Below are 12,447 nucleotides of genomic sequence, written 5' to 3'. Positions count from 1 at the left end.
TCAATAGGTACCATAATGATTCAATGTTGTACATATGTTTTTTGCAGATTATGGGTCAATTTTGTATTGTTTTATTTTCCTCCACAGCGTGCTTCTGCCCCATCCCAAAATTTTGGCGGCATCACTTTTTTTCCCGTTTGCCTGTTTGAGTGCATCCATTATTATTTCACGCTGGATAGAGGACCATGTCTCTTTTTGATTTTTACCAGAATTCTCAACCGAAATCGGCCCCGGTGGAGGATGGGCCAGGTTTTTTAAACCGGACAATGGGTCTGATGGAGAGGGGCCATGGAACTGGCCCTCCGGATCAAACAGATAGGAGGGCAGGTTGTCCGGTTCTATCATGGTGCTGTTTGCCACATTGACCGCATATTCCACAATGTTTTTTAATTCCCGGATGTTTCCTTCATATCCATAGCTCATGAGTTTCATCAAGGCGGTTTGGGAAAATCCTTTTATTCTTTTATCCAGCTGCTGGGTATAATTGTTGAAAAAAAAGTCAAGCAGCAGCCTGATATCCCCCTCTCTTTCCCTTAAGGGAGGCAGGTGTATTCTTGCCACATTGAGCCTGAAAAGAAGGTCTTTTCTAAATTGGCCATTTTTAACCATCTGTTCAAGATTCCGATGGGTTGCGGCGATGATTCTCACATTCACATTAAATCCTTTGGTGCTGCCCAGGGGGAAAATAATTTTGTCATCCAGAAAGGTGAGGAGTTTTACCTGGAGGGAAAGGGGCAGGTCTCCTATCTCTGTTAAAAATATGGTGCCGTTGTGGGCCAGTTTAAATCTACCTGGTTTATTTTCCACAGCTCCTGTAAATGCCCCTTTCTGGTGGCCGAATATTTCCGATTCCAGAAGGGTTTCGGGAAGGGCGCCGCAATTGATTTTTACAAAGAGGCCCGAGGCACGTCCTGATGTTTGGTGAATGGCTTCAGCGACAAGGTCCTTTCCGGTTCCGGTTTCACCGGTGATCAGAATGGAGGTGTCGCTTTGGGCAAAAATGGGCAGGGTCTGGAATATTTTTTCCATCTTCGGGCTTCGCCCGATGATATTGGCAAAACTAAAGGCCACACTTTTTTTTGGATCCAGGGTTTGAGCCCGCAAATCTTCTATGGTTTCAATATAGCCTGTGGTATTTCCGTCAATGTCCAGCAAGGGGGCCAGGGTCATACGGATGGACAGTTTTTGCCGGTCCATATTGATCATATCGCTTTCACAGGAGACGGATCTGTTTTCTTTGTTCATGGCAAGTATAGGGCAATTGGTGACACAGGCCGAACTTCTTAAAACATTATGACATTCAATCCCGTAAGCCCTTTCCAGGGAAACACCTGAAAGGGCTTGAAAAAATCTGTTCAGGTGGACCACCCTGCGGTCACAATCAAGCACGAGAATTCCCATGGGGATTTCATCGAGCATGTGGATAAAATCCAGGGGTTTCCTAAAGAGAGCATTAATATGGGGGTGGGGAAGGCTGATCATCATGACGGTTACATTGCTCCATAAACAGCGTATCAAGGGCACGCATTATAGTGTTTTTTAATTTTACACCTATCATTGAAAATAAAATATATCAAATCAAAATATCGGTTTGGTCTGCATTTGATAAAAAGAGATTGACTTTTATGGTGTGCTTTTATATAGAAAAAGTTTTTTCTGTACAATTTAAGTGATGCGAAGTAAAATTTATACCGTTATTATGCAATTGCATTCTGACAGAGCTGGCAGATTCTTCGGGTTAATTTAATTAGATTGGTTTAATTTTTTAAGTTTGAAAAGGAGCGGTATGTCCATTATAACAATTTCCAGAGGTTCTTACAGCCGGGGTAAGGATGTTGCCGAAAAACTGGCCCAACGGTTGGGATATGAATGCCTTTCCCGGGACATCCTTATTGAGGCTTCCGATGAATTCAACATTCCAGAGATAAAGCTTATCAGAGCGCTTCATGATGCACCCACCGTCCTTGAACGTTTCCATCAAGGTAAGGAGCGGTATGTGGCGTATCTGCGTTCCTCTCTTCTCAAGCATACCCAGCGAGACAAGGTGGTGTATCACGGCCTGGCAGGACATTATTTTCTCAAGGATATTTCCCACGTTCTAAAAGTCAGAATTCTTGCCAATATCCAGGACCGGGTTGCAGAAGAGATGCGCCGGGAAAATATTTCAGCAGAAGAGGCGCTTTTTATCCTGAAAAAAGATGATGAAGAACGCCGCAAATGGGGAATCAAGGTTTATGGAGTGGATACCCAGGACAGCAAGCTCTATGACATGGTCCTCAACATCAGCACAATGACCGTGGACGATGCCGTGGACATCCTGTTCGAGGCTGTTGGTAAAAAAGCATTTCAAACCACCCCGCAATCCCAGAAAAAACTGGAAGACCTGGCCCTGGCTGCCAAGGTTCAAATTGCGTTGATGCATCTTGTTCCCAAGGTCAGGGTAGTTGCCGATGCCGGCGTAGTTTCCATCGGCAATGTCCAAGGAAAGACGACTGCAGCTGCCGACTTGGTTGCCATGTTAAGCAAGATTGCACAAGCTGTGGAGGGGGTCGAGGAGGTTCATGTTCATTTGATTCCGCTAAAGGAGAAACCCGATCACATCAATCCCTTTTACAATATGTGATCCGTCGTGCAATTTTCAAAATCGGCGGTGTCAGTGGGCGCCAGTCCCGGAAAAGGCGGAGATTAGAAGATGACGCCCCAAATTATGGTGATTGATGATGATCCCCTCACCCTCAAACGCATGCGAAGGATTTTAGAAAAGAAAGGATATAAGGTCTCATCTTATACAGATCCTTTGGGGGCGCTCCGGCAGATGGGCACCCATCATTACCATCTGGTGATCACCGATGTGAAGATGCCGGGGATGGATGGGATGGACTTGCTGATCAGCGTGAAGATCCATTCTGCCACAACAGAAGTCATCCTCATGACCGGGTATGCCAGTATTGACAACGCCATCGAGGCCACACGGGAAGGGGCATTTTATTATCTGGAAAAACCATTTACCCCGGAACAACTTTTGGAAACGGTTAAAAAGGCCCTTGACCGGCAGCAGCTTTATGACGATTTCAAGAACATAAACAGAGCAAAGAAAAAAGAATCTGATTTGCCGGTCATCATTGGAAAGAGCCCCAAAATTCGTGAGATCGAAACCTTGATTCATCAGATTGCTCCCACGGATTGCAATGTATTAATCACGGGTGATTCGGGAACAGGAAAAGAATTGGTGGCCCGTTCCATACACGCATTGAGCCGTCGGGCGAAACAACCCTTTGTGCCTGCAAACTGTGGCGCTTTCAATGAAACCCTTCTGGACAATGAACTTTTCGGCCATGAAAAGGGGGCGTTTACCGGTGCGGTCGGCAATCAGAAAGGGTTGCTGGAAGCCGCAGATACAGGGACTGTTTTTCTGGACGAGATCGGAGAAATGCCCCATTCAATGCAGGTCAAGCTGCTGCGCGTTCTCCAGGAAAAAGAATTGATGCAGGTTGGCGGGACTCGGACAATACCGGTTGATCTAAGGGTGGTGTCTGCCACATCAAAGGATTTAAAAGCGGAAGTCGCGGCTGGGTTGTTCAGAAAAGATATGTACTATCGTATCAATGTGGTGACCATAAAATTACCCTGTCTGAAAGAACGGCCGGAAGATATCCCTTTGCTGGCCTATCATATAATTAAGAAATTGAACCAGAGCACAGACCGAACCATCAATTTTATATCCGCAAGAGCCATTGCCCTGTTAACCCATTACGCCTTTCCGGGAAATGTCCGGGAGCTTGAAAATATACTGGAACGGGCAGCTGCCATTTGTCAGGGGTCTGAAATCCGTGCCTGTGATCTTCCTCCGGATCTGACTGAATTTGAATTACATTCCTATCAGCGGCCTGACGACCTTGGGATGACCCTGGCCGAACTGGAAAAAGATTATATTGCCCATTTGTTGAAAAATACCCATCACACCAAGGCAAAAACGGCAGAAATTCTTGGAATCGATCGGGCGTCCCTGTGGCGAAAAATCAAAAAATTCGGATTGGGCTGATCCGTTCTGTTTTACAACACAGACGTTCGATTTTGCAACATCCCATTCCGCTTGCCATGGCATCTTGTATCCTCATCTTTTTACCCCCTCTCGTGTTGCAGTCTGCAACAATGGCTTCTTTTTTCACCTTTGGGAAGAAAATATAAAAAATTATAAAAATCAGTAGGTTATATTTTTTTTTCGGATCGGCATGAATATTGTATTTCCCTTGCTAACTCAGGAGGCGGGGCAATATGAAACATGAGCTGTTGATTATTTTTGAAAACGAACAGGTTTTTTCAGGGGCATTGACATATGCCAGGGAATATGCAGCACGTACGGATGCAAGGGTAACTTTTCTTGTGCTGGTGGCCATGTCATTTTCATCCTTTGATTTTCTGGGGGTCAAACGAAAAAAGCTTCAGGAGATCGAAACCAAAACAGAGAAACTATTGGCGCAATTGACTCAAGTATTTATCCAAAAAGGCCTTGAAACCAGTACTGCTCTTAGAATAGGCGATCCTTCCCAGGAATTATTGAAATTTCTGGCAGACAGGCCATCGTTCCAGGCGATTATATGGGGAAGTGGACAAGACCTTCCCTTTGGCGGCAGGGTAAAAAAAAGGCATTGGCTCTATCCTCTATCCGGGCATTTGGAATGCCCTCTTTTAACGGTGACAAAACGGTGAAAATAAAGATACGAAGCAAGATACGAATAGGGAAAGTGCAATAAAAATGACGGTTGTATCAATAAATGAAATAAGGAAATTAAATCTGGAGAGAATATGGAACAGCTGACGCCGGACATGATGTTGGTGATGGGAATGATAGGAGTGGCCATTTTCCTTTTCATTGTGGAGTGGGTAAGAGTTGATGTGGTGGCAATTCTAATGATGGTAAGTCTGCCGCTTCTCCATCTGGTAACACCCAAAGAGGCGTTTGTGGGGCTTAGCAGTAATGCGGTTGTCTCAATCATCGCCGTTATTATCATTGGCGCCGGTCTTGACAAGACCGGTATGATCAATAAACTGGTAAAACCGGTTTTGGCGATTGCCGGAACAAGCACCTCGCGTATTATTGTGGCCATTTCATTTACCGTTGCCATAATTTCGAGTTTTATGCAGAATATCGGTGCTGCCGCTCTTTTTCTGCCGGCCATTCAACGGATCAGTAAATTACAGAAAATCCCATTGAGCCGTCTGCTGATGCCGGTTGGTTTCAGCGCAATTCTAGGCGGAACCATTACCCTGGTGGGATGTTCCCCTTTGATTTTGCTCAATGATCTTTTATTGCCCTTTCATCTGGAGCCTTTTGGTCTGTTTGACGTCACCCCCATAGGACTTGTCCTGGTCGCAAGTGGTATCCTGTGTTTTATTTTCCTGGGAAAATTTATTCTACCCCAGGGGGGGGCATCGGAAGATCAGGACACCGAGCTGACCTGTACCTTGGATACCTCCTATGAGCTGGGAACCAACGGTCTGTGTGCCTATGAATTGACAACGCCTGCAGATTTTACCCATTACCGGGATACCATAAGGGTGGGGGATCTCCATCGTCGTTATCTGGTGAATATTCTGGCCCTCACACAACCCCCGGATGTTAAAGTTATGTCCCCCTCTTTAGATACCGAGATTCGATCCAATGTCGATCTGGTGGTCTGGGGGGATAAAAAGAATGTGGACAGAATGGCTGCCGAAGCAGAAATGCAGCAAAAAGAGACCATTGAATGTTATGGTAAAGAGTTTGATACCGCCCATTCCGGTGTTGTGGAAGCGGTCGTCTCTCCCCGGTCCCCCTTTTCGGGGCGGGCTTTGGGCAAGAACAATTTTAATGACCGTTTTCGGGTTACCCCCCTGTCAGTGCACCGCCAGGAGGATGTCTTTCGGGCAAAATTAGACGATATTATCCTCCAGACCGGGGATGTCATCAGTTTTTACGGCACCTGGAAACGTCTGGAAGCCTTGCATCAGGAAGGGGGTCTGCTGTTCAGTCTGCCCTCGGATTTAGAAGATATGCGTCCGGAAAAAGCGTTATGGGCAGGCGGCTGGCTGATTCTGTCACTGGTAATGATCATGGGATTTGATATCCAATTGTCAGTGGCTTTAATGACGGGGGCGCTTGGGATGGTGATCACAAATGTATTAAGCATAGACGAGGCATACCAGTCTGTTGACTGGCGGACCATATTTTTGCTGGCAGGGTTGATCCCCCTGGGCATTGCTACCCAAAAAACCGGTACGGCAGCCTGGATAGCGGGTTCTATCCTGGACATCATCGGGGATGTACAGCCCATTGTTCTGTTGACGGTTATCGGGATACTTTCCACCCTGTTTACCCTTGTGATTTCCAATGTTGGTGCCACTGTATTATTGGTGCCCCTTGTGGTGAACATGGCCATCGCTGCCCATACAGACCCGAGAATGGCGGCATTGGTGGTGGGGCTTGCCACGAGCAATTCTTTTGTCCTTCCCACCCATCAGGTCAATGCCCTTTACATGGGGCCGGGTCGATATCGGACCTTTGATTTTATCAAGGCAGGATCCCTGGTCAGTATCCTTTTTCTGGTGGTCATGATTACCATGATACATTTGTTTTATGGTGTTTAACGATAAGGAAGGTGACACAATGGCAATTATAACCATCTCCCATGGGTCCTATTCCATGGGAAAGCAAGTGGCTCAAAAAGTGGCTCAAAAATTGGGATACGATATTATCAGTCGAGATTTTTTGTTTAACGCAAGTGACAAGTTCCATATCCCCCAGAAAAAGTTGGAAAAGGCAATTCATGATGCCCCCGGGGTATTTGAGCAGTACAGCCATACCAAGGCGGTGTACCTGGCCTATATCCGGTCAACTTTGACTGAGTTGGTGGTCGGCGGTAATATCGTATACCACGGCCTGGCAGGGCACCTGCTGTTAAATGTTCTCCCCCACGTTCTTAAAGTCAGAATAACGGCGGGTCTGGAAAGTCGTGTGAAAAGGCGGGTAAAAGAGGGGGGGTCCCAACAGCAGGCCCGGGCAAATATTATGGAAGATGATGACCAGCGAAGAAAGTGGACAAGAAAAATTTACCATGCAGATCCCAACGACGGTTCTCTCTACGATTTGGTGATGCGCATTGACAAGCTTTCCAAAGAAGATGCGGTTGGTTTTATTTGCAAGGCGGCTTCCAGCAAGGTATTTGAATCGAGCCGGGACCATATCAGACAAGCACAAGATTTGTCTTTGGCCTGTAAATTAAAGGCTTCTTTGGTCGAGGGTTTCCCCGCTGTTGGTGTTACCTGTGAATACGGAAATCTGCTGGTTTATGCAGGGGAAAAACAAGCGCATCTGGCCAGATTTACGAAAATTATGGATCGGTTTCAACAAAAAAATGTCGGTATCCATAACATTGAGGTGCATACGGGATTAGTTGCTCCTGCCAATGCTGTTTAGTTGGGGTGGGGGAACCTAGGTCTTAAAAAAAGGAGGATATAATGCCTGTACTTATTTTATCATCGGAAAACAAGGAACTTGAACGCGTAATTGCAGAAAAAATAGCCCAAAAGCTTTCGTACAAAATGCTTAACGAACAATTTCTAAATAAAATTGCCGATAAACATATCCTTGAAAGAAAAAAGTTAAGTGATACTATGAATACCACGCCCAGCATTTTGAAACGAATATCGACAAAATGGTGGCATTATTCACTGTCCTGCGTTGAACTGGAGGTTTTGGAACAGCTTGCGGAAGATGAGTGTGTCTGCTGGGGCCTTGCAGCACATCTTTATGTGGTGGTAATCTCCCATGTCCTGAAGGTGCGGTTGATTGGCGGGCATGATTTGCTCTCACCGTCACAAAAACATAAAAAGGAGATTGCCCGGCAGGAACGAAACAGGGAAAAGTGGTCCATAACCGCTTTTAACAGACGAGAGGCAGATCCGGGACTGTACGATATGATGATCAACCTGGATCAAATCCAGGTTGATGAGGTTGTCAACACCCTTACTGCGACATTGGAATACCCAAGGTTCAAGGCCATGACCTATTCCAAAAATAGTTTGAAGGACCAGGCCCTTGCGGCCAGAGTAAAAAATGCGTTATTGAAATCATTGACAGATATTCAGGTACATGTTCAAAATGGTACGGTGGTTGTGACAACCAGTTCTGTAAAACGGGAACGCTCAAAAAAGATAGAGAACATCAAAGAAATTGTCAGTCATGTCAAAGGAATTGGGTGTCTGGAGGTTCATTGGAATAAGGATATCATGACCGAGGCTGCCATGAGTTGCCGTTGATTGACAGGCGTTATGCTGCTTTTTATGCATTGATAGCTTGGAAAAGGCATGATAGGAAAAACAAAGGAAACAAAGGAGGCTATAATGTCAAAACCGTTGGAAATTCTTTTATTAGATGATGAAGTCATCGTTGGAAAACGCTTGAAACCAGCCCTTGAAAAAATTGGCTGCAAGGTGGAGGTGTTTCAGGATCCTGGGCTTGCCGTGGAACGAATTGCCGAAAAAGAGTTTGATATTGTGGTGACAGATATTTATATGGATGGCATGGACGGGATGCAGGTATTGGATCTGGTGCATGAACGATACCCCAGAACCAAGATTATTATGATTACAGGCTATGCCATGATTTCCCTTGCCAGGGAATCCATGGAAAAGGGGGCCTTTGACTTCATTGCAAAACCATTTAAACCAGATGATTTGAGAGTGGTTATTGCAAAGGCCGCCAAGGCGCTGGGATCCCCAATAGAATTGAATTATAGCAAGATAAGCGGTTAGAAAAATGCCGGAAATGATCCCCTCCAATTTGGAAACAAAAAAAAATAATACGGAATCTGAAGGTACCGCGCAAAATGTGTATGATCACATGGCCGATATTGAATCTGCCCAAAAAATTCTTTTGTCCCGTCGGCATTTCAGTGTAAGAAATCAGATCTACCTGGGAAATGTGTTGGTGTTTTTGTTTGCATTGGTCATGATGTTAGTGCTGACGCTGAACAATAACCGGGTGGAAAAACGGTTCAAGTTCCTGGAATTTGTGAATGATTTTTCTTCGGAAATTCAACAGGCAAGGCGGTATGAAAAAAATTATTTTTTATATGGTAGCAACCTTAATGAGGCCATCGAAAACATTCATCTGGCAGAGTCTATTTTTATTGCAGAATCAGAAGAATTTTCCGAACTTTTGGGGGGGCAGTGGGTTCGCCAGGAAATTTTTACCAAAATAGGTGCCTATAAAACCCTTCTTGAACAATTGTATCGGGGAGAACAACGCCGGGCTGATTTCCACACCACGGCCCTGTCAAAAGAAATTGAATTGAAACTGAGAGGGTATGGTAAAGAGATACTGACCTCTGCCCATACCATGATATCCCTTGAAAAAAAGACCCTTGAAAAAACCTTGAACTGGTCTCGGCAGCTTCATATATATTCCATTTTTGGCTTATTAATTTTTCTTGCCATCAATACCTACCTGCTGGTGAGTCGGCTTTATTCAACCCTTAACCGGTTTGCAAGCTATGCCAAGCGGATCGCTTCAGGGGATTTTCGACCCATTCTCCCCCGCCGCAAGATCCGTGACGAATTCACCGATTTTGCCGTTGCCATCAATGAAATGATTAAAGAGATTGATCTGCGGGAGGCGGTTCTGATTCAGACCCATAAAATGAAAGCGATCGGAACACTTACCGCAGGCGTGGCCCATGAGATAAATAATCCTTTGAACAATATCATGTTGACGGCCCACGTACTGCTGGAAGATTACCATGACCTTACCGAAGATGACATAATGGAGATGCTCAAGGATGTGGTCGCAGAGACCGATCGATCCAAAAAAATCATTCGTAACCTGTTGGACTTTGCAAGGGAGAGTACCTCCAAAATGGAATCGGTTGATCTGTCGATTTTGCTAAAAGATACCGTGCATCTTTTGGAAAATCAGATTCGATTTTCAGGGATTCAAGTGGATCTAAAGTTTGCTGAAAATTTTCCCAGGATACACGGGGATGCCCAGAAAATTCAGCAGGTCTTTGTGAATCTGCTGTTGAATGCGCTGGATGCATCCACCAAGGGAAATAAAATACAGGTAGTGGGGACCCTCGGAGATACAAAAGATACGGTCAAGGTAAGTGTGATTGATCATGGACAAGGGATTGCCAAGCATAATTTATCTTCTGTTTTCGATCCGTTTTTTACCACAAAATCCAAAGGAAAGGGAACCGGGCTTGGATTAAGCGTATCCCAGGGGATCGTCGCCAAGCACGGCGGAACCATCACTGCCAAAAGTGAGGAGGGCAGTGGTTCATGTTTTACCATTGTGTTTCCCATTATTAATTTCCCTGATATTCACACTTTTTCATTATAGTGAACAAAAAGAATAATGAAATTACTTATTGGAAAATTGGAGAAATCCTTTACAGATTCACCCGCCAGAATTTCCATAATCGGTTATGCCTCTCTTATTTTACTGGGGGCGTTTTTATTGTGGTTACCGGTTTCTACAAGCCGGCATATTCAATTTGTGGATGCCTTGTTTACCGCTGCCTCTGCCGTCTGTGTTACAGGATTGACAAGTGTTGATACCGCCACAACCTTTACCCTCCTGGGAAAGATGGTTATCCTCGGACTGATCCAGGTGGGGGGGATTGGTATCATGGTGTTATCCACCCTCTTTTTATTTTCAATTGGAAAAAAAATCAGCCTTAGTGGTAAAATGCTGCTCAAGGATACCTACAACCTGAGCGGTGGAAAAGGGACCCTGGTCCTTATAAAGGACATTATTGTATTTACGGCTGTGATTGAAATTATCGGGGCTGTGGCATTGTTTTCCCGGTTTTCTTCTGGTCAAACAACAGCAATGGGAATTTTTTATTGTGTATTTCACTCGGTCTCTGCTTTTTGCAATGCCGGCTTCTCACTTTTTTCCGACAGCTTTACAGGCTATTCCCAGGACTGGATCTTGAATCTTACCATCAGCGCCTTGATTATTCTGGGGGGCATCGGTTTTGTTGTTCTTTCTGAAGTAAAAAATTTAATATTTTTCCGACAGTCTTGGTCCCACCTTAGCCTTCACACAAAGGTGGTTCTTTCCAGCACGGCAATTCTTCTTTTTGTCAGCACAACAGCATTTTTTTTACTGGAATCTTCTAATACCTTGAAGGACATGACAATTCCCTATAAATTTCTGGCATCTTTTTTTCAATCGGTAAACGCTCGGACTGCCGGGTTCAATACAGTTCAAATTGGAGGATTAACCAATGAAACCCTGCTGTTAACCATTATTTTAATGTTCATCGGTGCAGCACCCGGTTCCTGCGGAGGCGGCATTAAAGTTACCACTTTTTCAACCATGATGATTTTGGGAGTGTCAAGGCTTGCCGGACGAACATCCCCCCAACTCTTTTACCGGAGAATTTCCGATGAAAGTATTGCCAAGGCTGTCAGCCTTATTATGGTCAGCTTTTTTGTGATTACCATTGGCGTCATTTTGTTACAGCAGACAGAAATAGGGGAAATTTCACATCAACTCAGCAGGGGGACCTTTTTGGAATTAATTTTTGAAAATATCTCTGCCTTTGGTACGGTTGGACTGTCGACGGGTGTCACACCAACGCTTTCAGTGCCGGGCAGACTGATCATTGTTATGATGATGTTTATAGGTAGGCTGGGTCCTTTGGTAATTGCAGTTGCCGTCAGCAGACGTGGGGCAGTAAAAAGGTATTCCTATGCCCAGGATGATATCATGATAGGATAAGGAGAAACTCATGAAACAGTTTTTGGTGATCGGGCTTGGAAATTTTGGTTATTTTCTGGCCGCACATCTTTACAGTAAAGGCCATGATGTAATGGCTATTGATAAAAAACCGGAGTTGGTAGAGCAGATAAAAACCAAGGTAACGCAGGCGATTGTTGCGGATGCGACTGATGCAGCGGTCATCGAATCTTTGGGCGTAAAGGAAATGGACGTGGCAGTGGTGAGTATTGGATCTGTTCTCAGTAATTCGATTCTCGCCGTTCTTAATCTTCAGGAGGCAGGCATCGGGCATATCGTCGCAAAAGCAATTAATGAACCCCATAAGCGCGTACTTGAGAAATTAGGGGTGGCAGATATTTGCTTTCCGGAGAAAGACAATGCCATCTCCATGGCGGAAAAACTTCATAACCCGAATTTAATAGATTACCTGCCGTTCATGGAAGGGTATGGGATAATAGAACTGCCAGTGCCAAAAAGTTTTATAGGCAAGTCAATCATGGCGGTTAAATTGCCCAATCGGTATGATGTTCAGATTGTAGCCATCAAGGAAAGAATTTCTGGAAAGGTACATTTTATCCCCAAGGCAGATTTTATTTTTAATGAAAATGGGATCATGATTCTTCTGGGGCCGGAAAAAGGACTTGAAAAACTTAAAATGATTAAAAATTAAAAAAAAGTCA

11 protein-coding genes are annotated in these 12,447 nt (G+C 44.7%); 10 read left to right on the top strand and 1 reads right to left on the bottom strand.

The window, feature by feature from the left end:
* Positions 1–48: 48 nt before the first annotated feature.
* Positions 49–1,485, bottom strand: coding sequence for a sigma-54 interaction domain-containing protein (locus ACZ45G_RS17430; RefSeq protein WP_464171758.1), 1,437 nt, complete (start codon positions 1,483–1,485; stop codon positions 49–51).
* A gap of 301 nt (positions 1,486–1,786) precedes the next feature.
* Here ACZ45G_RS17430 and ACZ45G_RS17425 point away from each other — a divergent pair, with 301 nt between their 5' ends.
* The 10 genes from ACZ45G_RS17425 (at position 1,787) to ACZ45G_RS17380 (ending at position 12,437) form a co-directional block, all read left to right on the top strand.
* A complete protein-coding gene (locus ACZ45G_RS17425; RefSeq protein ID WP_464171757.1) occupies positions 1,787–2,623 on the top strand; it encodes a cytidylate kinase-like family protein in 837 nt (278 codons plus the stop codon).
* A 69-nt stretch (positions 2,624–2,692) separates the two neighbouring features.
* Positions 2,693–4,042, top strand: coding sequence for a sigma-54-dependent transcriptional regulator (locus ACZ45G_RS17420; RefSeq protein WP_464171756.1), 1,350 nt, complete (start codon positions 2,693–2,695; stop codon positions 4,040–4,042).
* Positions 4,043–4,275: 233 nt separating this feature from the next.
* The gene (locus ACZ45G_RS17415; RefSeq protein ID WP_464171755.1) at positions 4,276–4,710 is read left to right on the top strand and encodes a universal stress protein; all 435 of its coding nucleotides are present in this window, start codon (positions 4,276–4,278) and stop codon (positions 4,708–4,710) included.
* 96 nt (positions 4,711–4,806) lie between these two features.
* A complete protein-coding gene (locus ACZ45G_RS17410; RefSeq protein ID WP_464171754.1) occupies positions 4,807–6,627 on the top strand; it encodes an SLC13 family permease in 1,821 nt (606 codons plus the stop codon).
* 19 nt (positions 6,628–6,646) lie between these two features.
* Positions 6,647–7,456, top strand: a complete 810-nt coding sequence (locus ACZ45G_RS17405) for a cytidylate kinase-like family protein (protein ID WP_464171753.1) — start codon at positions 6,647–6,649, stop codon at positions 7,454–7,456.
* A gap of 41 nt (positions 7,457–7,497) precedes the next feature.
* Complete coding sequence (locus tag ACZ45G_RS17400) at positions 7,498–8,298, top strand: cytidylate kinase family protein (protein ID WP_464171752.1); 801 nt, start codon at positions 7,498–7,500, stop codon at positions 8,296–8,298.
* Positions 8,299–8,382: 84 nt separating this feature from the next.
* The gene (locus ACZ45G_RS17395) at positions 8,383–8,793 is read left to right on the top strand and encodes a response regulator (protein WP_464171751.1); all 411 of its coding nucleotides are present in this window, start codon (positions 8,383–8,385) and stop codon (positions 8,791–8,793) included.
* Between the two features lie 4 nt (positions 8,794–8,797).
* Positions 8,798–10,378 (top strand): ATP-binding protein, encoded by a 1,581-nt coding sequence (locus ACZ45G_RS17390; protein WP_464171750.1) that lies wholly within the window; start codon positions 8,798–8,800, stop codon positions 10,376–10,378.
* A 15-nt stretch (positions 10,379–10,393) separates the two neighbouring features.
* Positions 10,394–11,767, top strand: coding sequence for a TrkH family potassium uptake protein (locus ACZ45G_RS17385; protein ID WP_464171749.1), 1,374 nt, complete (start codon positions 10,394–10,396; stop codon positions 11,765–11,767).
* Between the two features lie 10 nt (positions 11,768–11,777).
* Positions 11,778–12,437 carry a potassium channel family protein gene (locus ACZ45G_RS17380; RefSeq protein ID WP_464171748.1) on the top strand — a complete coding sequence of 220 codons (660 nt, stop codon included), beginning with the start codon at positions 11,778–11,780 and terminating at the stop codon, positions 12,435–12,437.
* Positions 12,438–12,447 lie beyond the last annotated feature (10 nt).

The sequence above is a fragment of the Desulfoconvexum algidum genome (assembly GCF_055382125.1).
This window is presented reverse-complemented; position numbering and strand designations above follow the sequence as displayed.

Excerpts from the sequence above, each read along its gene's own strand:
- ACZ45G_RS17430 (WP_464171758.1), bottom strand. The coding sequence starts at position 1,485 with ATGATGATCAGCCTTCCCCACCCCCATATTAATGCTCTCTTTAGGAAA.
- ACZ45G_RS17425 (WP_464171757.1), top strand. The coding sequence starts at position 1,787 with ATGTCCATTATAACAATTTCCAGAGGTTCTTACAGCCGGGGTAAGGAT.
- ACZ45G_RS17420 (WP_464171756.1), top strand. The coding sequence starts at position 2,693 with ATGACGCCCCAAATTATGGTGATTGATGATGATCCCCTCACCCTCAAA.
- ACZ45G_RS17415 (WP_464171755.1), top strand. The coding sequence starts at position 4,276 with ATGAAACATGAGCTGTTGATTATTTTTGAAAACGAACAGGTTTTTTCA.
- ACZ45G_RS17410 (WP_464171754.1), top strand. The coding sequence starts at position 4,807 with ATGGAACAGCTGACGCCGGACATGATGTTGGTGATGGGAATGATAGGA.
- ACZ45G_RS17405 (WP_464171753.1), top strand. The coding sequence starts at position 6,647 with ATGGCAATTATAACCATCTCCCATGGGTCCTATTCCATGGGAAAGCAA.
- ACZ45G_RS17400 (WP_464171752.1), top strand. The coding sequence starts at position 7,498 with ATGCCTGTACTTATTTTATCATCGGAAAACAAGGAACTTGAACGCGTA.
- ACZ45G_RS17395 (WP_464171751.1), top strand. The coding sequence starts at position 8,383 with ATGTCAAAACCGTTGGAAATTCTTTTATTAGATGATGAAGTCATCGTT.
- ACZ45G_RS17390 (WP_464171750.1), top strand. The coding sequence starts at position 8,798 with ATGCCGGAAATGATCCCCTCCAATTTGGAAACAAAAAAAAATAATACG.
- ACZ45G_RS17385 (WP_464171749.1), top strand. The coding sequence starts at position 10,394 with ATGAAATTACTTATTGGAAAATTGGAGAAATCCTTTACAGATTCACCC.
- ACZ45G_RS17380 (WP_464171748.1), top strand. The coding sequence starts at position 11,778 with ATGAAACAGTTTTTGGTGATCGGGCTTGGAAATTTTGGTTATTTTCTG.